Below are 23,982 nucleotides of genomic sequence, written 5' to 3' on the forward strand. Positions count from 1 at the left end.
CAAAAAACCTCCAATAACCACAATAACCATATTATTATTGTGGTTATTGGAGGTTGTTATGTAGAGGTGGATATATTTTTTAGAACTTACTGCTTTAAGGACTACTGCCGTTAAAGGTGAATGCTGTTAAAGCGACTGTTATGCGCCAAGCAACTGACGAATACGACTGATGGCCTCACGGCTCTCTTCGACACTGGCAACCAGTGCAATACGCACATAACCTTGACCGGGGTTGTTGCCATTGACCTCACGTGACAAATAGCGCCCAGCTAAGGCGTGGATATTGGTCTGCTCGTACAAGGCTTTCACAAATGCCTCGTCATCGCCCGCGAACTGCTCGGGGACTTTGACCCAAAAGTAAAATCCCGCTTCTGGCATCCGCAGTGCTAACGGTTCACCAAGCTCAGCCATCCACAGCGCGAATTTTTCTTGGTACAGCGCGCGATTGTGCTCGACATGTTTCTCATCTTGCCACGCTGCGATAGACGCCAGCTGATGAGGGATGGGCATCGCGCAGCCCTGATAGGTGCGATATTGCAAATAAGCATGCAAAATCTCTGCATCACCAGCGACGAAGCCCGAACGCAGACCGGGTAAGTTGGAGCGTTTTGATAATGAATGAAACACCACACAGTTTTTAAAGTTATGACGACCCAAGGCTGCACAAGCTTGCAGGAGTCCAATCGGCGCGGTATCAAAATATAGCTCGCTATAACATTCGTCACTGGCAATGATAAAGTCATATTGGTCTGACAGGCGAATGAGATACTCCCAATCATCCATCGTCATGACCGAACCTGTTGGATTGTTCGGACTACACACGAATAACAGCTGTGTTTGCATCCATACTTCTTTCGGTACAGCGCGATAATTGCCTTTAAAATCATTGTCTAGCGTGCAAGGCACAAAGTAAGGCGTTGCTTGCGCCAGTATCGCAGCACCTTCGTATATCTGATAAAACGGATTGGGCATGACCACAGTAGGCGATGAGCCAGTCGATGAGCTAGGCAACTGGTGGTTTTCTATATTATCTGTTGTCTTAGCCTTATGATCAACAACCGCTTGCACAAAACTAAAAATCGCCTCACGCGTGCCCATGACGGGCAATACTTGCGTTTTGGCATCGACGTGATTTAAAAAAAAGCGCCTCTCAAGCCAGTGAGCAATGGTTTGGCGTAGCTCAAAGAGGCCATTAGTGTTTGGATAACGGCTTATTTTGTCCAAGTTTTCACGTAGGACGTCCAGCACAAATTCAGGTGGCTCATGTTTCGGCTCACCAATACCGAGCTTGATTTCACTGTGGTTATGGGCTGGCGTACTATTAGCAAGTAAAGTTGCCATCTTAGCGAAGGGATAAGGATGCAGAGCGTTCAAGTTGTGATTCATAAGTAGGGTAACTATAATAGACAATTAATAATAAAGTTATAAAGAAAATTTACATTCGAGCAGTGTAGCACTTCCCTTATTTTTTGTCTTTTTCTTATCGCTGCTAATTTATCGTCTCTTAAATAAATGCTAATTAGAAATTATTCATTGATTGAAGCGACAGGCAAACCTAAGAAGATTGCAGGCATTATCGTAAGTTTGGTGCTTTATAGCTGCTTGGTGCTTTACAGCTGATAGCATCTGTAAAAACTTGACTAGCAAGGAAGGCGAATGCCAGTACTACATTTAGTACACTAAGTGAGCTTGATACCGCTAATCACATTTTTGGGATTGGCATGATAATAATATAAAAGTAACTGTCAGTGTTAACGACAGATTATGCTGAGGATAATTTGATATGGCTAGTGTCTCAAAGACTGATGATCTCAATGCCAAAGATATCAATAACAAAAACTTTGATAATAGTACGCCGCGCGCAGAGTTGTATAGGCAATTAAAGCAGCGTGAGCATCATTGGTGGCAGGCGCGTCAGCATCTGATTCGCCTAAAAGAGCGCCAAATGTTTTGGTTCGGTGAGAACAGCTTTATGATGTGGCTGCTATGGCAACTGGTCAGCTATGTGGTCGTAGCGATGGTACTGATGTCGCTCAGCAAGCTATTAAATATCTCGCTGCCGCTATGGCAGTATGTGGCTTTATTTGTGCTACAAACGCTGATTTTTATCGTTATGTTGGCTTTTAAAGGTCGATTGGCCAATAATCTACAACGCCGAATCAATAAACAAGAGCTACTGCGCGAAGAGGCGCTGAATGAGATGACTATCTTAGCCGCTGACAGTCTGTATCTCGATGTGCATGCAAAAGCACCTATCTCTTTAAAAGCACTCTATGAGCATTACGATGCCCAGTTTCATCTCTCAAGCTTGCAATGCTTGCTCAAAAAGGAGGTTGATGCGGGACGATTACTCTTGGGGGAGCAGCAGCTAGAGGCAAATATATTGCCACCAGATTTGGCTGATGATGAGCTCAACGAGCATGCTAGCGAAATGATATATAAAAGCATCATATAATCAATTCTATAGTTGAATCACTATCAAACCAATACCGTACTGCTGGGATAAATTTTGCGCAGCCTCTGTCAGCGTAGACACAGCACGCAAGTAAAATTTGCACCAGTAACACTGATAACATTAGCATATCGATTTTATGTCGAATTGACTATATATAAATTCGCTACATCGTTATACTCGCTAAGCATGCTAATGCATCGCTTGCACTCGGTTTCCTTGTATCAAAGTTACTTGAATTCAATTATACAAAACCAAAAATGGATTAATGACTTGGTGCTAAAAAGTCTAAACTTATCCAGCACCAATCCACTTTTCACCTTAAAAAATTTTTCACCTCAGAACTTCAATCCCAATCAATCAACGACACTTGTCCAATTCATGGATCGTTCATATTTTTAACTCTCTATACCATCTTAATCTTCAGTACCGTTTAACTTTCAACATTGTCGCTACGTAAGCTAAGACTCGTTATCAGTGCCGTTTTTAAGGTTTCGAGCTTATCGGCTGATAAGGGTTCGTCATTTCGGTCACTTATATAAAACATATCCTCTGCACGTTCGCCCAAAGTGGTAATACGGGCTGCATGCACCTCAATTTGTTGCTGCAAAAATATCTGACCGACTCGTGCTAATAGTCCTGGCTGATCGAGGGTTTCTAAGCTCATAATGTGCTGATCTGAAGCTTCATTAAACTCAAAATTAATCGTCGTCGCCACTTCAAAGTGCTTGAGCTGGCGCGGGATACGTTTGTGCGTCAATTTTGGCACTGTCGGGTTTTTGAAGGCATCGATCAGTCGCTGTTTAAGCTCTTGCTGGCTGTCTTCATCAACCAGTAGCGTGCCACTACGATCCAGCAGCACATAGGAATCCAAGGCAAAGTCACGGGTGGCAGTAATGATTCTTGCATCCAATACGTCTAGATTCATCTGATCAAAGACTGCCATGGTAACTGCAAACAAGTTGACCTGATCTTGGGTATAAACGAAGACTTGCACTGCATCTAGCGCCAGCTCACGATGTTCACGTAACACGACTAATGGCGGGCTATTGGCATCAGAGGCACGACCAATGGGTGGATGGTCCAAGATGGCTTCGGTATGCCATAAAATATCTTCAGCAATCTCGCGCAAAAAGTATTCATCGCCCAAATCATCCCACAATCTAAGTACCTCATCGCGGTTCATATGTTGATTATCGACATTGTCTAACATGACCAATGCTTGCTTACGCGTGGCACTAATCATGTCTTGGCGATTGGTCGGTGCATCGATATCAGCACGCAAAATACGGCGCGTTTGCGAGTATAACTGTTTCATAAGGGTCGCCCGCCAGCTGTTCCATAACTGTGGATTGGTGGCATTCATATCGGCGACGGTCAGCACGTACAGATGATTGAGATGAGTGACGTTGCCTACTAAATCTGCAAAGAGTGTCACGACTTCTGGGTCTGAGATGTCTTTTTTCTGCGCAGTCATCGACATTAATAAGTGATAGCGGGTCAGCCAACCAACCAAATTGGCATCAGCGACACTCATGCCGTGTGCCAAGCAAAATTCAATCGATTCAGTCTCACCAAGCAAGCTATGATTGCCGCCGCGGCCTTTGGCAATGTCATGGAACATCGCTGCCAATACCAAAATCTCTTTGCGCTCAATACGCTGAAAGATAGCGCTGACCAGCGGGAAGTCTTCATAAAAACGTGAATCGGTGAAGCGGTGCAAGATACGAATTAAAAATAAGGTATGCGCATCAACGGTATAACGATGAAATAAATCGTATTGCATCAGGCCGGTGACTTGAGAAAAAGCAGGAATATAATTGCCCAAAACCCCATAACGATTCATGGTGCGCAGGCGATGAAACAAGTAATTCTGTTCTTTTAGATTGGCTAAAAACAGCGCTTGGTGGTTAGGGTTGTCACGGTAAGTCTGATCGATGCCACGCGCGGCGATTTTTAGCGCTCGCAAGGTATGGGTACGGACGTTTTTGATGCCATATTGACCCATGAGTAAAAACATCTCTAAAATCGACTCAGGATGTTGGGCAAAAACGCGATGATGCGCCATGGCAATTTGTTCGCCGACTTGGTTAAAGCGCGCGTTTATGGGTTGCTTTTTTGGGCGCTCATCATCAGGCAGTTGCGGCTCGATGATGGTCTCATAATAGTGATTGGTCAGCATCTCAGACAGCGTCGATATCTGCATGGCACAGCGATAGTAATCGCGCATAAAACGCTCAACGGCGGCGTTAGGCTGATCGTCTGGCTGCGCTTCATAACCCATCAGTTGGGCGATATCACGCTGATAATCAAAAAGCAGCTTGTTTTCATTGCGCCCAGTCAATTCATGCAAATGATGACGTATTTGCCATAGATAGCCTTCGGCAAAGCTCAGCTCGTCAAACTCTTTTTCGGTCAAGAAGTTCTGCTGCACCAAGTCATAGAGCTTGCTCACTCGAAAGTAGCGCTTGGTCACCCAGCCGATGATATGAATATCACGTAGACCACCGGGGGCCGTTTTAATATTAGGCTCAAGGTTATATTCTGTGGCATTGTGCTGCAAATACCGCGCTTTGGCCTCTGCAATCTTTACCTCAAAAAATGCACGCGGCGACCACTGTTTGTTGACGATCTGAATAGGCACGTCTTGCAAAGCCTCATTACCAATGAGCAACCTTGCTTCGAGTAGTGCACTGGCAATGGTATGGTCAAGCGCTGCTTCCACGCCATCACTGACACTACGCACGGATAAGGCAGGCTCAAGTCCGATATCCCACAGTAACGCCACCAAGTTATCAATCCTGCTACTGGCATCAGGACCAATCTCATGGGGAGCCAATAATAGAATATCGATATCGGAATATAGGGACAGCTCGCCGCGCCCATAACCACCAGTGGCGAATAACGCCAAATCGGTCTTATCCAGCTCAAACCATTTAAACAGGGCGATAAGTAGACTGTCTATAGCACAGGCGCGTGCCGCCACCAGTTGACGAATATTGATACCACGCTCAAGCGCGCGGCTGATATCTTCATTTATTTGGGTTAACCATTCAGGAATGCCGAGTAGGCTTTTTTCCGCCGGCAACAGTGACGCCGTAGGTGAGGAAAAGGAAGGCAGCGGCGTCAGATCGATCGAGGCGGCATCACAAGTAAACATGAGTGTTATCCCGTTAACAATTTAAAAAGGTGGATCATTGAAGCCAATAACTTCTTGGAGTTATAAAACTGAAAAATCGATAAGCACAATACGACGGTATCGTTGTCGATTGAGTTAAGAACATGCTCTAATAATAGCGCAAAAAAAAGACCGCCTAGGCGATCTTTTTTTGTACTACTGAGTTAAAAAGCTTAAGTCTTCTTCGGGGCGCGTTGTAAACACCTCACAGCCGTTATCAGTCACGACCATGGTATGCTCCCATTGCGCCGACAGCTTGCGATCTTTGGTAATCGCTGTCCATTCGTCTGGCAAGATTTTGGTCTGCCACGTACCTTGGTTAATCATCGGCTCAATGGTAAAGGTCATGCCCGTTTTTAACTCAAAACCTGTGCCTTTTTTGCCGTAGTGCATGACTTGTGGCTCATGGTGGAATTCATCACTGATGCCATGACCGCAAAACTCACGGACGATACTAAAGCGCTCAGGCTCGACCACTGCTTGAATCGCTGCACCAACGTCGCCGAGACGCGCGCCGTTTTTGACCACACTCATGCCAGCATATAGCGCGTCTTGTGCGACTTTGCAGATACGCTGCGCCATGATAGAGCCGTTACCGACGATCCACATTTTTGAGGTGTCGCCGTAGTAGCCGTCTTTGATCACGGTCACATCAATATTGATGATATCACCATCTTTGAGTAGCTTGCTTTCGGTTGGGATGCCGTGACAGACCACGTGGTTTACTGAGGTACAAATCGATTTTGGAAAACCGTTGTAATTCAGCGGAGCAGGGATGGCTTTTTGCACATTAACGATATAGTCATGAGCGATTTGGTTGAGGGCTTCGGTACTGACGCCAACTTTGACATGCTCATCGAGCATGACAAGGACGTCGCTGGCAAGTTTGCCGGCCACACGCATTTTTTCTATGGCTTCTGGGGACTGGATAAGGGATTTTTTAGTCATCATTGTGGTACTTATAGTTATGGGTTTTATGTGGTCAATTATAGCATAAATCGACAACATGCTGTTTGAATGCAAGTCATTGACTATTTCAATCATAGTGATATTAAACGACTTTATATGCACATATATGACTATATAGTCATCAATATAGGACTATTAGCATAAAAATTCCATTGAATATTGCAAAACCGACTCTAGGTGCTCTGAGCACAGGTCTTCTGTTAATGACGATGCAAACTACTTCGGCGCAAGCGGCTGGACAGTATTATAACTGTGCCAATGCTACTGGATGTGAGCTAGTCAGTAGCAAACACTGGACGTCAAATCACACGGATACCAAGTACCCCGTTGTATTGGTGCATGGCGCTAATGGATTTAATAGGCTGTTTGGGGTACTCGACTACTTCTATGGTATTCCACAAGCTTTGATAAATGGTGGGTCGAATGTATTTGCAACTAAAACCTCTGCTATCCACAACAGTGAGTTTCGCGGTGAACAATTATTGCAACAAGTCAAAATTATCAGTGCCATCTCAGGCAGCCCTAAAGTCAATTTACTTGGTCACAGCCAAGGTGGTATCGACATTCGCTACGTTGCTGCAATGCCGACCAGCTATTGTGGTCAACCCGCTGATACTGAGGTTAATGGCATTAAGTATTACTCATTTAGTGGTGTTGGCCAGATAACCAATGGTCTTGATCCAAGTGATTATCTGTTAGCTACTACAGGACTTGCGTTTGCTGGCGAGCCAAATGATGGTTTAGTGTCTTCTTGTTCAAGTCGTCTTGGCTATGTCATCAGAGACAATTATAAAATGAATCATTTGGACTCTGTCAATCAAGTAGTAGGATTGACCGCTTGGGGGCAGCCTAATCCAAAGTCTCTTTATACTACTCAGGTTAATCGTCTCAAAAATGAAAGTCTGTAACACTATCAAAAGCTTGTTGGAATATAAAGCATTAACATGAATGACTATTAAAGCTATAAAAGCAATTATTTATTAATTAATGACTGAAAAGTCACTAAAAATCGCCCCGTATATTCTAAAAAACGATTGAATGTTACAGAAGATAGCAGTATAGTAATTTTGGTTGCTAAATGATTTAGCAATAGTTTCTTTATAACTTTTGCAGTAAGTGCAATATAAGTTTATATAAAGGAACTGCCAAACTTTAACGATAACAAGGATGTTGTTATGACTAAAAAACCCTCTCTTGCCTCGGCTCTCACGCCTAGCGCATTTTTACCCTCACTTGGTGCTATCAGTGCCGGTTTGCTCCTAATGGCGTTACAAACCACATCAGCCCAAGCGGCTGGTCAGTACTATAATTGTGCCAATGCCACAGGTTGCAATCTGGTTAGTAACAAATACTGGACGTCCAATCATACGGATACCAAATATCCAGTTGTCATGGCACATGGTTTAGGTGGCTTTACTAAAGCGTTTGGGTTGGTCGACTATTTTTATGGTATCCCTGAAACATTAATGCAAGGCGGAAGTCAGGTTTATACAACCAAAACGTCTTCCGTCCATAACAGTGAGCTCCGCGGTGAGCAATTGTTGCAACAGATTAAAACCATCAGTGCTATTTCTGGCAGTCCAAAAGTTAACTTGCTGGGACACAGTCAGGGTGGTATTGATATCCGCTATGTGGCTGGTGTTGCTCCACAATACGTCGCTTCAGTAACGGCAATCTCAAGCCCAGAGCAAGGCTCAAAGATGGGTGATTGGGTTATGAAACAAGTTATTGAAGGTAGTGCTAAGGATGGTTATGCTGACGGTGAGTTTAATGTCGCCTCACAGATTACCCTTGGTGTCTTTAAGTTAGTTGGTAACTTGACGGACATTAGCGCCGGTATAAGTTTTAAAGAGTTACAAGAGCAGGACGGTTGGGAGGCACTTCAAGCCTTATCTACTGATTCTGCTACTAAGTTTAATGCTAAATTTCCGGCAGCGATGCCAACCAGTTATTGTGGTCAGCCAACAGCTACCGAAGTCAACGGCATCAAATATTACTCATTTAGTGGTATCGGTCAGGTAACCAATGGACTGGATCCTAGTGATTATCTACTGGCTTTAACGGGAACGACATTCGAGGGTGAGCCAAATGATGGCTTAGTATCTGCCTGCTCAAGCCGACTCGGCTATGTGGTTCGTGATGACTATCGAATGAATCATCTGGATTCTGCCAATCAATTATTAGGTCTAGTCGCGTGGGGTCAACCTGATCCAAAAACGGTATACCGTGATCAAGTGAATCGTCTTAAAAAAGCCAATTTATAATTGGTTAATGAGTGGACTATAGCCTTGAGTCTGCAAGCGTTGTGTAAGAAAAGGGTCAACTGAGTTGACCCTTTTCTTATATGGGTAGCAGAGGTTATATATTCACACAAACAAATTTTTTATTCATGCTATCGCTTGGTGCCTCTTTCATATATTAGTATGCTACACACATATCAACTGACTTATTAAATAAGATATTTTCGTTATGCCAAACAATCGCCGTTTACCTTATCTTCCTATCATTATTATCGCTGTCATCATCGCTATCACTGTGGCGATTATCATGTGGTTTAAGCCTGACCAAGGCACTGCTGGATCTTCTGAGACTACCTCTACAGCAGTGGAGAATAACGCCAATAGCACAATGATCAATAGTTCTGATGCTAATAGTGGGGTGGCGACATTGTCTGGTCAAAATAACACTCAATTCATCACAGGGCTTGAGAACTTGCCGCGGTCTTTACAAGGCACGGATGTAGACGGTGAGATCATCATTGATGAAAATAAACAATTAGTCGTTACCGAAGGCTTACGCCGCTTGTTCGATTATTTCTTATCGGCGCTTGGCGAAGAAAATGACGCTGTCATCTATGCTCGCGTTGAGAGCTATATCCGTAATCACACGCCAGAGCCTGCCGCCAGTCAAGCGGTTGCCATATTTGACCAATATATTGCCTATCTAAAAGCCATCCCTGAGATAGAAAAGCGTTATGGTAATCTGCAATTGCAGGCGACCAAAAGTGGCGAGTTGGATTTGAATGCGGTGACACAGCAAAAGCAAGACGTCAGTAAGCTACGTCAGCAGTATTTTTCCAAAGAAACCATCACCGCCTTCTTTGGTACAGAGGATGACTATGACGATTATAGTATGGAGATGGTCAGAATCAACCAAAATACCCAGTTGTCTGATGCGCAAAAAGAGGCGGCAAAACAAGACTATATTAGCCGCATGCCGGACAACACTACCAAGGCCAATATTGCACAACAAGCTAATCTAAATGAGCTAATGACTCGTACTGAGCAGATGAAAGCCAAAGGCGCAAGCCCCGAAGCACTATACAATATGCGTCGAGAGCTGGTCGGTGCGCCTGCAGCAGCGAGACTGGCACAAGTAGATCAAGAAGACGCCAATTTCGATCAGCGTTTTGATCAATACCAAACACAAAAGCAGCGCCTATTGAGCCAAAATGCGGACAAAGCGCAGGCACAAACCCAAATCAATCAGCTCGAGCAGCAGCTATTTAACGATACCGAGCGCAAGCGCTTGGCGGGTTATGCGGCGATGCAACAACAAAATGCTGCGGCTGCCCAATAGTCCTAGGGCGTGTCCTCATTTTAAAAATAGTGATAAAAATGAGGTAAATTGCAGTCAAACAAGGAAAATAGTGCAGATAATATCGATATATTACCTAGCTATTTGACGATGTTTGGCAAGATTTAACTATTTTTAGCCCATTTAGATTGCTATCGGTTGAATTGAGGACACGCCCTAGTAAGACCAAATAATTAGATACGTGGCGAATGATTATTTGGCAGTGAGATGTTCGATAAATAACAGCTTGATCGATCATCGGTTGATAAGTTGATAAGTTGATAAGCCAAAAGTAACAAGCAGACTCGCCATCACACAAAAGTGTTAGCAGCTTATGGCGCTGCTAACAAGACCTATTAGCAAATCACCTGTATAGTTGGCACAAACCACGTCTCAATCTATACCTAATCTATCATGACAGTCATATGGCAGTCATGCATAATAGCGCCCATGTGCTGCTCAATGAATAAAGTGCTGGTCAATGAATAAAATAATCAAACAGGCGCTATAAAGCTCCGCACATGTCTATAAAAATTTGCTTAAACCTTTTAGGAGATACTATGAAAAACATGACTAAAATAATGATGGCTGCGACACTTGCGGTAGGTACATTGGCTGCAGGTTGCCAAACTACCCCTAGTGTGACCGCGCCTGTGACTCAACCAATTACTGTTGATGCACTACAAGCATATAACTGGCAGCTTGTCGATGCCAAACGCAGCAATGGTGACAAAGTCAGCCAATTGTTTTTTGACCCAAGCAAACCATTAACGCTAAAATTCTTCAAAGACGGTACGAGCAACCGTGTCACCTTTGCTAATACTTGTAATAACATGGGCGCTAGTTATAGCGTCGTAAATGACAATGTGGTGTTAGGTAATGTAATGTCGACTATGATGGCATGCCCTGAGCCACAAGCAAGCTTCGATACAGCAACTATGGCGACGGTACAAGGCAAATACAGCATCAATAACAATGCGAATAACGTGCCTATCTTGACTATCCGTAATGCCAATCAAGTGGCGTACTTTAAAGCTGTCGCAAAATAATTTGCCAATTCAATGACGCAATTTAATCAGTAATTCCTGTCTTTGATATGCCTCACTATGTAGTGGGGCATTTTTTTATCCAAAATATGCTGCCGTTTGCGCTACACTAAGGTCATCAACTTTTGTAGTGATGGATTGTTGGGGTCGATTAATCCTCTTTGCTGTTATATAACCTTAGCTTTTACTCAAGCATATTTACCGCACCATTAAAACCCTATTGGACTTTATTTCATGTTAAAACCGATTGTTTTGAAACCGAATAGTAATGTACATTACCTAAATAAAATAATCGTCATAACGGCTATCACTTTTTTAACGGGGATGGTCCTAACAGGTTGTCAGACATTGCCGAACATGACCGCACCCAATGCTGCTGTTAATATAATGACGAACAATCCGCTGACAGCCCGCATGCCAGCAATAGATCGGCAAGGGTATATTGCTTATGTTGAGGAGCAAGGCTTTGGCGCTGCAAAGATATCGACACTCTATAGTATTCGCCCTGATGGTAGCGACCGCCAATTGATTGATCAGCTCAAGGGTTATATCTATGCGCCAGCGTGGTCAGCAGATGGTCAAATGCTGGCCTATAGTAAACAAGCGCTGCGTCAGCATCCAAAGATTTATATCTATGATCGCAAAAGCAATACCCAAAATCTGGTGGTAAATGCTGAGGGCAGTAATTTGTCAGCATCATTTTCGCCTGATGGTCAAAAACTCCTCTACAGCTCAACCGTCGGCGGCAATGCCGATATCTATGAGATGCGCCTAAGCGACGGTAGTACCAAACAGCTAACCACCTTACCGAGTACGGAAGTGCAGCCAAGCTACGCCAGCGACGGGCAAAGCTTTGTTTATACCAGTGATAAGGTCCGCGCTGGTCGCCCCAGTATCTATCGCTATCGTTTTGCCACAGCCAATGCAAGCGTGATACCGACAGCGGGCTATGCGGCCAGTCCGCAACTGAGCTTAGATGGTCAACGTTTGGCCTACCTTAATGGTCGCAAGGCGGCGGTGATGACGCTGGCTACTGGGCAAGTTATCAATCTAGCCGAAACGGGTCTTGATGAACCCGCTCGTCTGTCACCTTCCGCGCAGTATGCCGTCTATCCCACCAAGCTTGCACAAGTGGGCAGTCAAAATGGCGGCAGCTTGGTCATTCATTCATTAACAGGTAATACAAGCTATGCCATTGGCAGTAAGACGGGAGGCGTCGTACGCTCACCCATTTGGGGACGGTAAGAGTAAAACCTATGTATTATGTAATGGAATGTATATATAATCACTGACAAAGAAACATAAGTTGATTGTATAGCCTGCATTTTAGAGGTGGCTTAGCCATCGCTTAAATTCGTTAAAGCCAATGCGCTTATAGCCATATCGCCTGCCATTCAAAAGAGAATAATCAAGCTATGGGTAAAAAATCTGGTATAAGCAAGCTGACAGAACGAATCTGAGTGGAGCAAAGTTGAGTAAATTGTAACCACATACTGCCAAATTGTATAACCGAGCCATTAATATGTTGGATTAAGCGAGTAATAGGAGAGAGCGGTTCATGCAAGAGTCTTTTTTAGTCTTTATCACTAAAATCAGTTTGTACCCCACGATTGTTTTTACGGGGCTTGTGATGTTCGTGACTCTATATTGGCTGGTGTCTTTACTTGGCATGGCGGATATGGATAGCGTGGATTTTGGTGAGGCAGATGGTGATGTCTCCCCCTTGTCATCGCCTGGCTTTTTTACCGGTCTCATGCTCAAATTTGGTCTTTATGGCGTGCCTTTAATTATCATACTAAGCTTGATTAGCTTAATCGGTTGGCTGCTAAGCTACCTATATACCAGCTTTTTACATCAATATTTTGACTCTGGTCTTTTGTATTACCTATTCGGTACAGGGGCGCTCATTTTTGTACTGGTCGTCTCCATGTGGTTGACGGGCATTATCATTTCACCCATTCGCAAAAATATCGCTAAAATTCCCAAACGGAATGCGTCTAGCAATATTGGCAAAATCGCCGTTGTGCGCACCCTGAGTGTGACCGACAAACATGGCGAAGCAGAATTAAACGATGGCGGCGCAGGATTGATACTTAAAATTCGCTCAGACACTAATGATGATTTGCTAAGACAAGGCGATAGAGTGGTATTGATAGAGTATTTAGACGAAGCCAATACCTATCGAGTCGCTTCTGTCAAAGATGAGTAACTGTCACCAATAATGTAATCGTGATGGCTATTAATAGTCGCTGTTAGCGTAGATTAGACGTGCAGAGTAAATAGACGGCAACGGTTAATGAATAATGATTCAGTAAGATAAAAATAAACTATTTTTAAGAATGGTCGTAACGGTTTTAAATTCGCTTGTGGTTGATTCAATATAATTGAGATACAAGAAAAGTGAGTGCAAGTCCTACGAATAGTAGGCTGAGCGCGTTTAATGCCGTATCTGATTTATGTAGGATTGACTATAGAATGTTTTAATTAAAGGAATGGATATGGACATACTCATTATCGTCGGCGTGGTTGTGGTGCTGGCGTTTGTTTTTATGATGGTAGCACTTTTGATGCTCAAAGCCTTTTACTTCAAGGTTGAGCAAGGCAAAGCACTGATTATCAATGGTGTGAGTAAAATCGCCGTACGTTTTGATGGTGGCTTTGTTTGGCCTATCATCAATAAAAAAGAATTGATGAGAATCTCACTCATCACCTTAGAGGTTGATAGACGAGGTAAAGAAGGACTGATTTGCGCGGATAATATGCGTGCGGACATTACTGTTGCATTTTATTTGCGAGTCAATGAAACCGAAGAAGACGTGTTAAAGGTTGCCAAATCGGTTGGGGTTGAGCGCGCCTCTGATAAAGTCGCTGTCAATGAGCTGTTTAACGCTAAGTTCTCAGAAGCACTAAAAACTGTGGGCAAGCAGATTGATTTCGTTAAGTTGTTTGAAAATCGCAGCGAGTTCCGTGACAGTATCGTCCAAGAAATCGGTAACGATCTGAATGGCTATGTCTTAGAAGATGTGGCGATTGATTATTTAGAGCAAACGCCGAAAGCCTCACTAGATTCAAGCAATATCTTGGATGCTGAAGGTATCAAAAAGATTACTCAGCTAACAGCCTTCCAAAACGTCATCACTAACGAGCTTGAGCGTGACGAAGAGTTGGCCGTTAAAAAGAAAAACGTTGAGACCAAAGAGGCAATGCTGGAGCTTGAGCGTCAACAAGCCGATGCCGAAGCCAAACAGCAACGTGAAATCTCTTCTGTCATTGCGCGTGAGACAGCTGAGACGCGCAAAATTGAAGAAGAAGAGCGCAAAAAGTCTGAAACCGCGATTATTTCAGTTGAGCAGGACTTAGCGATTCAGCGCGAAAACCAACAACGTGAAATTGAAGTGGCTGGTCAGAACCGCTTGCGTGCGGTTGTGATTGAAGAAGAGAAAGTCACGCGTGCTCGTGATTTAGAAATCGTCTCACGTGAGCGTGAAGTTGACTTACAACGTATCGAAGCTGAACGCGCAATTGAGCTTGAGAAAAAAGAAATCGCCAATGTCATTCGTGAGCGTATCGCGGTAGACAAAACGGTCGCGCAAGAAGAAGAGCGTATCAAAGAAGTCCGCGAAGTGAGCGAAGCCGAGCGTTCTAAACAGACGCGCGTATTGGCAGCCGAAGCAGACGCCGAAGAAATCAAAGTACGTCAGGTCAAAAAAGCCGAAGCCGAAGAGCTGTCAGCCAAGCACAAAGCCGTCGAGATTACCACGCTGGCTGCCGCTAATCTTGAAGCCTCAGCCAAAGACTCGGAAGCCAAAATTAAAATGGCGGAAGGTATCAAGGCTGAAGAGTCGGCACACGGCTTTGCCGAAGCGGCTATTCAAGAAGCCAAAGCGTCCTCGCTTGAAAAAGAAGGCATTGCCAAAGCCAACGTTATCAGAGCAACTGGTCAAGCCGAAGCGCAATCAGAGCGTGAAAAAGGCATGGCTGATGCTGAAGTTATCGCGGCGCGCGGCGAATCCAACGCCAAAGCTGAGCGTGATATCGGGCTGGCAAATGCTCAAGTTATCGCCGCTCAAGGCGAATCAAATGCCAAAGCGGAGCGTGAAGTGGGACTGGCAAAAGCGGAAGTCACCCGTGCGCATTTCCAAGCCGAAGCCGATGGTCTGGTCGAAAAATTCAATGCGATGGGCAGCATGAGCAAAGAAGCGCGCGAGCACGAAGAGTTCCGTATGGGTCTCGAGACTGCGCTGCAAGAAGCCATGGCGTCTATCGAAGCTGGTAAAGAGATTGCCAAAGAAAACGCTGAAGTCTTGGCAGTCGCGCTACAGAAAGCCAAAATTGATATTGTTGGCGGCGAAGCGCATTTCTTTGACAACTTTGCTAAGTCATTGTCTATCGGTAAAGCCATTGACGGTCTCGCTGGCAAGTCAGATACGCTAAGCGGCATCATCAATACCATGATGGCAAGCCAGCTAGCGAACAAGACCAATCAGTCTAACGATGAGTCTACTCAACATAACGATTAGTCGGTTTTAATATCAATAAAAAATCTGCTACTTAGGTGGCAGGTTTTTCTTTAATTTCAAGTTGTCGTTATAGGCTGGCGCTTTTAGCCCAGCTTTCAAACTAAATTTTAAATGATAATTAAGATTTATAATGAAGTAGATAATACTGTTGATGTACTTAGTCAATTAAATTAATAGGTATGTAATGACGATTTCTTATTCTGAACACATGAAAGGAATTACTAAAGAAAAACTGCTTGAAGGATTAGTTGGCTACGGACTTTTCTCAGAGAAGCTCCCACCATTCTTAACTTCTGAAGACTTTTATAATTTTTGTATGAATGAAGACAACCATCCCAAGTCCTCTAATAATAGTTCTGGACTATTTAAAGCTAAGCATGTTTCGGAATATATTAAGTATTCAAACATGAGAAATATCAATGTACCTAGACTATTAGCTGTTCCAGAACCAATAGCATATTTTAATTTATGTCACTGCTTGTCACAGTATTGGACAGAGTTAACAGACTATTTCGAATCTAAAACTAAAAATGATGAGTTTAAGATTAGTAGAATCCATATACGTAAAATTAAAGAATCAAAAACGATTTTTTCGCTTGGTAGTAGTTATGATTCATCAGGCATTACTTGGAATTGGGTCAAGAGAGTTATTAGGCAACCTGTTTCAAAAGTTTTCTCAATGAATTACAAAGACTGGTCTGAAGATGATAATCCGACCCCAAAGATTAGGATAAAAAGTAGGTTTTTAGTGCATGCTGATGTTTCAAATTGCTTTGGTAGTATTTATACGCACGCACTTTCTTGGGCATTAGCGGGAAAAAACCAAGGAAAAACCCAGAGAAATGGTTACTGGCACAATGAAATAGATACCTACACTATGAACGTTAATAAAGGTGAGACTCACGGTATTTTAATTGGTAGCCATGCTTTCAATATTATTTCAGAAATTATTTTGATAGCGGTGGATGAAAAGCTTAAAGATAAATATAAGTATATTAGAAATATTGATGATTATGAGTGTTTTGTTGAAGATTATCAAACTGCAGAAAAATTTCTGATTGATTTAGAAGCAGAGTTAAGAGTTTATGGATTGACGCTTAATCATAAGAAAACAGAAATTACTGAACTACCCATAACATATGAAGCTGACTGGATAAGAGAACTTAGATATTTCGAAGAAGGTGACTACTTCGATTATAAAGAAACTGTTCATTTTCTAGACTTTGCTATAGCTTTGATGAAAAAGAACGATGGTAACTCCGCAGTGTTAAACTATGCTATTCAGGTTTTAAGTGATAAAAAGAAATCAGTATCCGCAACAGATTACTTTTTAGACACAGTCCATCATTTAGCTTTGCTCTATCCATATTTGATTAGTCTAATGGACGAAAACGTATTCTTAAGTATAACTGATGAAAAATTGAAATTTAAATATATAGAGTCTTTTTCAAGTGACATTTATGAAATTGGACTAAGAAAGAACTACTATGAAGCATTAAGTTATGCATTGCTTTTTAGCATAAAATACGATTTTAAAGTTTCCGATAAGGTTTTTGAGGATATAGAAAATTCGAGAGATGCTATTTTGTATTTACTAGGTTATATTCACGATAAAAAATTTAATAGTCACTCAACAATTATAAAAAAATATAAAAAACTAGCTGAAGATTTAAACCAGAATAGTTTCGATGAATACTGGTTGTTTATTTATGAGGTATTTACCAAAGGGAAGTTTAAAAATGGTGATTGGAAAAATATGAAGGAGCAAGATGTTAGCTTTCTAAGAGATGCTTTTAAAGTAGTTTAGTCTTTGAATGATTTAAGATGTAATTTTGAATCTATGCAATATCGATATAGTCAATCAGTGTACCCTAACTATAATTTATAAAACGTTTTTTTAGACTAGCCACACCTTTTTCATCTTTTCTTATTGACCAAAACTCTCTTATTATATAAAAACAGAAATGGACGAGCAACGATGGTGGATACGCAGAATTCAACCGATTCAGGTAGCAAAGACCAACATAATAAAGCTGAGCAAACAGATCAAGCCGTTGCTTCAGGTAATGCTTATGAGCTTATTAAAAAGCGTCTTACTGAGCAGGGCAGTCGTCTAGAGCAGCAAACGGCCAAGCTGAACAATGCGCGCTTGCAAGAGTTTGGCAGTACCCAAATGCAAGTCATCGCTCGCACCCGCATTCGCACCGAATATAACTGTGTGGCGCAAGACATGGTGCAAGTCGGTGATTATATGCTATTCGGCTACAACGTCTTTATGGGTCTCAAACGCGCGAGCAATATCAAAGATGTGTTGTCGCTATATCGATTGATAGATCCTCCTAACAAGAATGTTGGTGATAATAATAGTGAAAGTGCTGCCGATATTGATAATGGTGAAAGCACGGCAAATACTGAAAGCGCTACAGATAACAATGGGAGCCGCGAACACACTGAGCAAGAGTATCAGCTAGAAGAAGTGGATCTAAAAAACACCTTCTTAGATCAAGAGGCCTTTGTTCAAGACTTTAATGAGCTGTATCGATATTATAAGCAAACACGGCTGATTCAGCTGACTGTCAAAGACAGCAAGCTGCTATTGGCGTTTCAAATTGGCGAGCGTATCACTGATATTCGCGTCTTTCGTTTTGCGTTAGATTTTAGTCAAGGCACACCTGAATCGGCTCAAATTGCCTACGTAGACAATCGAGGCGAGCGTGATATCGAGTTGCCGCCTGCTTACGATTTTGATTGGATTGAGACCACTCGCGAGCAGATGATCAATGGCAAGTATCCGCATATGAATATCTTAGATACGGTGTTTGTAGAAACCGTCGGCGGCGATTTGACCATTAAAATTGAGGACAATACCCAGTCAGGGCAGGGTATCTATAGTGAGCCTGTAAATGATCGCACCCAGTCGCTGACCGATGCCGAGATTGCTTATGCCAAAGTTGGCAGTTTAATACTGCTCAAGATACTGCCGTATCGCGAAGACAGCTATCGCTATTTTGTTTATAACACCTTGACCGAAACGGTACTGCGTTTAGATGCAATTGGGCAGTCGTGTGTGCAGCTGCCTGAGGATCACGGCATTATATTTCCGGGTGGTTATTATTTACAAACGGGCGAGTATAAGCTGTTTGATGCCAATAATGTCGGTGCCAAAGACTTAAAGTTTAAACGTAAAATCGTATCGCCCAATGGCGAAGATGTGTTGTTTTTATTCTATGATGTCGCTTTAGGTGTCACAGGTCTGTTTCCCTACAACCTTATCAAAAAGCAATTGGCAAACCCCATTTATTGTAATGGTATGGCGCTGGCAGAAAATGGGCGCTTGGTGCTGTTTAGTGACCAAAGTGAGCCGTCACGCATTCACCCGATGCAGATATGGCATACGCCTTATGCCTCGCCTGAGTATGTCAGTGAGTTGCCTGAGAGCACCAGCTTTTATGGCAAAATCGGCAACAAAGAATTGGTGCGCGGTATCTCTGACCTTTATAGCATTACCCGCCTAATCGATAACCAAAGCGTCTCACAAAAGCTCTATGAAGAGCTGGCGGATAATACCAGTCGTCTCTTTGATAGCTATTACTGGCTGTCTGAGCCTGAGCTGAGTGAAGTCGCCAGTAGTATTAAGGAAGTGACGGCGACGGCTGAATTGGTCATTGATGAGTTCGCCAAAGTACAAAGCATCCAGAAGCAAACCCAAACGGCATTGGCCGATGCCGACATGCAGCAAAATGAGATTTTGCGGCAGATACGCGTCACCACCTTTGAGTCTGCCAGTGATTATGTCGATCAGCTGTCAGCATTAAGACGGCAAAAGGGCCGTTTGGTTAGCCTAGAGGATTTACGCTATTTAGATAGTGATAAATTAGAAGCGTTGCAGACTCAGCTAGCAACAGCAGAGAGCGAGCTTGCCGAAAAAACCGTGCTGTTTTTAAGCGGGGAAGAGGCACTCTCAAGTTACGAAGATATATTGATCGATGTCAGTGAGCGTTTAAACACAGCAGAAACCAATGCTGAATTAAAACCTGTACTAGAAAAAATTGATGAGACAGCGCAAGGCTTAGATTTGTTGACTGAGCTATTAGGCACATTAGATGTTGCTGATGCTACGGTACGTACCCAAATTATCGATGATATATCGACCATTTATGCGAGTCTCAATCAGAGCAAAGCCAAGCTTAATCATAAGCGCAAAAATTTAGGATCGGCTGAAGCAGTCGCGCAGTTTGGCGCGCAGTTCAAGCTATTTGGTCAGTCGATTGCTAATGCCTTATCCATTGCCAATACGCCTGAGAAATCAGACCAGCAAATGGCAAAATTGCTGGTGCAGTTGGAAGAGTTAGAAAGCCAGTTCGCGGACCCAGAGAGCGGTAGTGGCGATCAATTTTTAGCCGACATCATCAGCAAACGCGAAGAGATTTACGAGACTTTTGAGAATCATAAGCAGCAATTGCTCGATGCCCGCAACCGCAAAGCGCAGAACTTAGGCGATGGCGCGCTGCGGATGCTTGAGAGTATCAAAAAACGCACGCAAAGCACAGGCGTCACCGGCTTTAAGGAAGAGGAAGCGCTCAATACGTATTTTGCTGCCGACGGACTGGTACAAAAAGTACGTAATATCGCCAAAGAGCTGCAAGCGATGGGCTTTAGTGTCAAAGCTGATGACATCGATGCCCGCTTAAAAGCCATTCAAATCGAAAGCTATAAGAGTCTAAAAGATAAGTCAGACTTGTTTGAAGATGGTGGTCAAATCATCAAACTGGGCAAGCACCGCTTTTCAGTTAATACTCAGCCGCTTGATTTGACCTTATTGAGTCGTCAACAGTCAGATGGCAAGCGTGTGCTGAACTTACATCTAACGGGTACAGATTATTATGAAGTGCTTAATAATGCTGAGCTAAACGCCTTGCGGCCGTACTGGGATATGAATATCGCATCCGAATCTGACAAGGTATACCGCGCGGAGTACTTGGCTTATAGCATTATCGAAAGTGCCAAAAATAGCCAAGACGGCCTGACTGAAACGCGCCTATATCAAGCATACGATGCGACCATCATTACCCTTGATATTAATGGTGATATTGATAATGACAGCCCATTGTCTAAATTGGTCAAAGCTTACGCCACCCCTCGCTATCAGCTCGGTTATGACAAGGGCATTCATGACCATGATGCCACGCTATTATTGATGCAAATACTACCGACATTGCGTGAAGCAGGGCTACTGATTTATACCCCGCAAGTACGTGCCTTGGCACAGTTGTTTTATTGGCAATTGAACCTCGTGCAAGCGCTTGGCTTAGACGCCTTACGTCAGTTTGGTTATGATAATTGGCTGAATGAATCAGTGCTGACGCGTGCAAGCAACTGGACAGATAGAGCCGCTACCGCTGAGCAACTGCGCCGTGCACTGGGTAGCGACACAGCCAAATCTCTGCTCGTTGAGGACATGAGTCAAATCATGCATCAGTTTGTCACCGCTCATAATGATGACAGTATTGGTGTTAATAAAGGCAGTAGCGTTGATAACGGCGCTAGTAAGCAGTCAAAATCAGGCTTAGATTCAAAGCTAGGTTCTGAAAATAGCGATATTCATAACGCTAACATCTTTAAACCAAGCTATGTCCAGCTTGCCAGTGAGTATCTGGTGAGCGTCATAGGGCAGGCGAGTATCTCTGATAGTGGCGTAGATGCCAAGATAGACTGGCAAACGAGTCAACAAGCGCAGCAGTTGTGTGAGCAGTTAAGCCAAACGTTGAATAGCGCTGCCGGCAGCACGCAAAATACGACCAGTTTTGAGCAGCTACAGTCTTCTATCAGTAAGCTGGGTTTTCAACCCAAGTCAGCCTATGAGCTACTAGCCACATGGTTTCATGCGTTACTTGATAAGGCCTATGGTGATACTGAGTCGGCTAACGTATCAGCTGATGGCACGGATGAGGCAGGCGCGGCCCTCACTGAAGAGCAGCTTGCTGAGAGTCAAGAAAAAGAAGCACTACGCAAACAACAGCTAGAAAGTGGCCGTCATTATGTGCCCGAAGCGATTGCGGTCTTACTTACCCAGTTAAATGATACCCAGCGTGAAGCCTTGGTACAGCGCCTCATTGATTCAGGTATTAGTTTCGATAAGAGCGCCACTGGCACGCCATCTACACTGTCATTCTCAGCCACAACCTCGCTGACCAGCCTCAACAATCCGCTCAATCAAGTGCAGAGCTTTGAGCGCAGCACAGGTAAAGTATCGCTTGAGATTCAAATTAATAACTTACTAGGTGAGCATACACGTATTCATCAGCAGACCTTGACCTTTGCGGTCGATGACTTCTTAAATCGTCTGCATCACCATGATACCCAAGTCATCCCTGCTTACAGACGCTATCTAGCCATGCGCTCAGAGATTTTGCATGATTCAAAAGAGACGTTGCGACTGGACGAGTTTATGCCGCGACCACTGTCCTCCTTTGTGCGTAACCGTCTGATTAATGAGAGCTATTTGCCGTTAATTGGTGACAACCTCGCCAAACAGATGGGCACGATCGGCGAGGATAAGCGTACCGATCTGATGGGTATCCTAATGATGATATCGCCACCAGGTTACGGTAAAACCACCTTGATGGAGTATGTGGCAAATCGTCTCGGCCTTATCTTTATGAAGATTAACTGTCCATCACTCGGTCATGATGTCACCTCATTAGATCCCGAAAAAGCACCTAATGCCACCGCCCGAGAAGAGCTGAATAAAATCAACTTAGCCTTTGAGATGGGCAATAACGTCATGCTCTATCTCGATGATATTCAGCATACGCATGCGGAATTTTTGCAGAAGTTTATCTCATTAGGTGATGGCACGCGCCGTATCGATGGCGTCTGGCAAGGCAAAACCAAAACCTATGACATGCGTGGCAAAAAGTTCTGTGTGGTCATGGCGGGTAACCCGTACACCGAAAGCGGTGAGGCCTTTAAAGTCCCTGATATGCTTGCCAACCGCGCCGATATCTATAACTTGGGCGATATTATGAGCGGCATGGAAGAGGTATTTGCGCTCAGTTATATTGAAAACTCACTCACCTCTAATACCGTTCTCGCACCACTGGCCAACCGTGACTTAGCGGATGTTCATCGTTTGATTAAAATGGCAAAAACGGACAATGCCAACCTCGCCCAAGCACAGAGCAGCGAGCTGACGTATCCGTATAGCACTTCAGAGGTTAACGAGATTATCGCCATCTTGCGCCATATGTTTAGGGTGCAAGAAGTCATTCTTGACGTTAATCAAGCCTATATTGCCTCAGCATCACAAGATGATAAATACCGTGTCGAGCCGATATTTAAGCTGCAAGGCAGTTATCGCAATATGAATAAGATGACCGAAAAGCTATCGGCGGTCATGAATGAGAACGAGCTTAATCAGCTAATCGATGATCATTATCTAGGTGAGTCGCAGCTATTGACCCAAGGCGCAGAAAGCAATCTACTGAAGCTCGCTGAGATACGCGGTGAATTGACTGAGGTAGAGGCTGCGCGTTGGGCGCAAATCAAGGCTGACTTCTTACGCAATAAAGCCATGGGCGGTGAAGACGGTGATACTGGCGCGCGCATTGTCGCTCAATTGGTCGACTTAGCGAGTGGTTTTAATGCTATTAGCAGCCAGTTTGAAACGTACCTCACGCAAAATAATCCAGAGCAAAGCGCTCGCTTACGGGAAGCAGGACAGCAAGCCCAACTTGATTACCAGTTGGAAGCACAGAAAATCCTTGCCGATAGCGTGATCAGCAATGCCAAAGTCGTCAGCGACAGCATCGATAATGGCTTTGAAAAAAGTATGAATCAGCTGATACAAATCTATAAGCATGATCATAATATTGGAAAGGCGGAAAGCGAGTATCTCAAGCAAAACCAAGAGATGCAAAAACAGCTGATGGTACAGCTGGTTAATGCCGTTGAACAACTGGCGCAAAAAATGGCTGATAGACTATCTGAAACCCTATCTAAGAGTGATGAGAATCAAATAGCAGGTACCGATATTCCTGATATTCATCAACAGACTGTACTGATGGCAAACGCACTTAAAGAGGCGCTTACGCCACTGACGATGCGGATGGACGAGAAGTTGGCAATTGATAGCAGCACCGATCAATCTGGCAAGCTAATTGTTAATAGCCTCAATCGACTGAACAAAATATTTGATGATTATGAATAGTCGTATTGATAATAGAGGTAAACTATTGATGC

General features: G+C 43.6%; 13 protein-coding genes. 10 read left to right on the plus strand and 3 right to left on the minus strand.

All coding sequences use genetic code 11. The features are described 5' to 3' along the window. Positions 1–138: 138 nt before the first annotated feature. On the minus strand, positions 139–1,386 hold the full coding sequence (dapC, locus tag ACSUPM_RS02765; RefSeq protein ID WP_436880157.1) for a succinyldiaminopimelate transaminase: 1,248 nt from the start codon (positions 1,384–1,386) through the stop codon (positions 139–141). A 397-nt stretch (positions 1,387–1,783) separates the two neighbouring features. On the opposite strand from dapC, the gene ACSUPM_RS02770 reads away from it, so the two are divergent. Next, positions 1,784–2,455, plus strand: a complete 672-nt coding sequence (locus tag ACSUPM_RS02770) for a hypothetical protein (RefSeq protein WP_025652125.1) — start codon at positions 1,784–1,786, stop codon at positions 2,453–2,455. Positions 2,456–2,885: 430 nt separating this feature from the next. On the opposite strand, the gene glnD is transcribed toward ACSUPM_RS02770, so the two are convergent. Both glnD and map read right to left on the minus strand, forming a co-directional pair. Next, positions 2,886–5,612, minus strand: a complete 2,727-nt coding sequence (glnD, locus tag ACSUPM_RS02775) for a [protein-PII] uridylyltransferase (RefSeq protein ID WP_436880158.1) — start codon at positions 5,610–5,612, stop codon at positions 2,886–2,888. Positions 5,613–5,786: 174 nt separating this feature from the next. Further along, a complete protein-coding gene (map, locus tag ACSUPM_RS02780; RefSeq protein ID WP_392397124.1) occupies positions 5,787–6,578 on the minus strand; it encodes a type I methionyl aminopeptidase in 792 nt (263 codons plus the stop codon). A 224-nt stretch (positions 6,579–6,802) separates the two neighbouring features. Here map and ACSUPM_RS02785 point away from each other — a divergent pair, with 224 nt between their 5' ends. The 9 genes from ACSUPM_RS02785 to ACSUPM_RS02825 all read left to right on the plus strand — a co-directional run bounded on the left by ACSUPM_RS02785 (position 6,803) and on the right by ACSUPM_RS02825 (position 23,950). Further along, a complete protein-coding gene (locus ACSUPM_RS02785; RefSeq protein ID WP_025652128.1) occupies positions 6,803–7,507 on the plus strand; it encodes an esterase/lipase family protein in 705 nt (234 codons plus the stop codon). Positions 7,508–7,774: 267 nt separating this feature from the next. Beyond that, complete coding sequence (locus ACSUPM_RS02790) at positions 7,775–8,863, plus strand: esterase/lipase family protein (protein WP_101210905.1); 1,089 nt, start codon at positions 7,775–7,777, stop codon at positions 8,861–8,863. Between the two features lie 205 nt (positions 8,864–9,068). After that, positions 9,069–10,178 carry a lipase secretion chaperone gene (locus tag ACSUPM_RS02795; protein ID WP_173240176.1) on the plus strand — a complete coding sequence of 370 codons (1,110 nt, stop codon included), beginning with the start codon at positions 9,069–9,071 and terminating at the stop codon, positions 10,176–10,178. A gap of 557 nt (positions 10,179–10,735) precedes the next feature. After that, on the plus strand, positions 10,736–11,224 hold the full coding sequence (locus ACSUPM_RS02800) for an META domain-containing protein (protein ID WP_101210903.1): 489 nt from the start codon (positions 10,736–10,738) through the stop codon (positions 11,222–11,224). A gap of 231 nt (positions 11,225–11,455) precedes the next feature. Beyond that, positions 11,456–12,466, plus strand: coding sequence for a PD40 domain-containing protein (locus ACSUPM_RS02805; protein ID WP_201582335.1), 1,011 nt, complete (start codon positions 11,456–11,458; stop codon positions 12,464–12,466). 313 nt (positions 12,467–12,779) lie between these two features. Then, the gene (locus tag ACSUPM_RS02810) at positions 12,780–13,430 is read left to right on the plus strand and encodes an OB-fold-containig protein (protein ID WP_101210901.1); all 651 of its coding nucleotides are present in this window, start codon (positions 12,780–12,782) and stop codon (positions 13,428–13,430) included. Positions 13,431–13,719: 289 nt separating this feature from the next. After that, positions 13,720–15,741, plus strand: a complete 2,022-nt coding sequence (locus ACSUPM_RS02815; RefSeq protein WP_265089658.1) for a flotillin family protein — start codon at positions 13,720–13,722, stop codon at positions 15,739–15,741. 184 nt (positions 15,742–15,925) lie between these two features. Continuing rightward, positions 15,926–17,548 carry an RNA-directed DNA polymerase gene (locus ACSUPM_RS02820; protein ID WP_201576486.1) on the plus strand — a complete coding sequence of 541 codons (1,623 nt, stop codon included), beginning with the start codon at positions 15,926–15,928 and terminating at the stop codon, positions 17,546–17,548. 171 nt (positions 17,549–17,719) lie between these two features. Continuing rightward, positions 17,720–23,950 (plus strand): DNA repair ATPase, encoded by a 6,231-nt coding sequence (locus ACSUPM_RS02825; protein ID WP_436880159.1) that lies wholly within the window; start codon positions 17,720–17,722, stop codon positions 23,948–23,950. The last annotated feature ends 32 nt before the right edge of the window (positions 23,951–23,982 follow it).

Source organism: Psychrobacter okhotskensis (assembly GCF_965638355.1).
Classification (GTDB): domain Bacteria; phylum Pseudomonadota; class Gammaproteobacteria; order Pseudomonadales; family Moraxellaceae; genus Psychrobacter; species Psychrobacter okhotskensis.

What these genes read in the sequence shown, in the direction of transcription:
- map (WP_392397124.1), bottom strand. Translation starts at nt 6,578, where the DNA reads ATGACTAAAAAATCCCTTATCCAGTCCCCAGAAGCCATAGAAAAAATG.
- ACSUPM_RS02825 (WP_436880159.1), top strand. Translation starts at nt 17,720, where the DNA reads ATGGTGGATACGCAGAATTCAACCGATTCAGGTAGCAAAGACCAACAT.
- ACSUPM_RS02820 (WP_201576486.1), top strand. Translation starts at nt 15,926, where the DNA reads ATGACGATTTCTTATTCTGAACACATGAAAGGAATTACTAAAGAAAAA.
- ACSUPM_RS02770 (WP_025652125.1), top strand. Translation starts at nt 1,784, where the DNA reads ATGGCTAGTGTCTCAAAGACTGATGATCTCAATGCCAAAGATATCAAT.
- dapC (WP_436880157.1), bottom strand. Translation starts at nt 1,386, where the DNA reads ATGAATCACAACTTGAACGCTCTGCATCCTTATCCCTTCGCTAAGATG.
- ACSUPM_RS02785 (WP_025652128.1), top strand. Translation starts at nt 6,803, where the DNA reads ATGACGATGCAAACTACTTCGGCGCAAGCGGCTGGACAGTATTATAAC.
- ACSUPM_RS02795 (WP_173240176.1), top strand. Translation starts at nt 9,069, where the DNA reads ATGCCAAACAATCGCCGTTTACCTTATCTTCCTATCATTATTATCGCT.
- glnD (WP_436880158.1), bottom strand. Translation starts at nt 5,612, where the DNA reads ATGTTTACTTGTGATGCCGCCTCGATCGATCTGACGCCGCTGCCTTCC.
- ACSUPM_RS02810 (WP_101210901.1), top strand. Translation starts at nt 12,780, where the DNA reads ATGCAAGAGTCTTTTTTAGTCTTTATCACTAAAATCAGTTTGTACCCC.
- ACSUPM_RS02790 (WP_101210905.1), top strand. Translation starts at nt 7,775, where the DNA reads ATGACTAAAAAACCCTCTCTTGCCTCGGCTCTCACGCCTAGCGCATTT.
- ACSUPM_RS02815 (WP_265089658.1), top strand. Translation starts at nt 13,720, where the DNA reads ATGGACATACTCATTATCGTCGGCGTGGTTGTGGTGCTGGCGTTTGTT.
- ACSUPM_RS02800 (WP_101210903.1), top strand. Translation starts at nt 10,736, where the DNA reads ATGAAAAACATGACTAAAATAATGATGGCTGCGACACTTGCGGTAGGT.
- ACSUPM_RS02805 (WP_201582335.1), top strand. Translation starts at nt 11,456, where the DNA reads ATGTTAAAACCGATTGTTTTGAAACCGAATAGTAATGTACATTACCTA.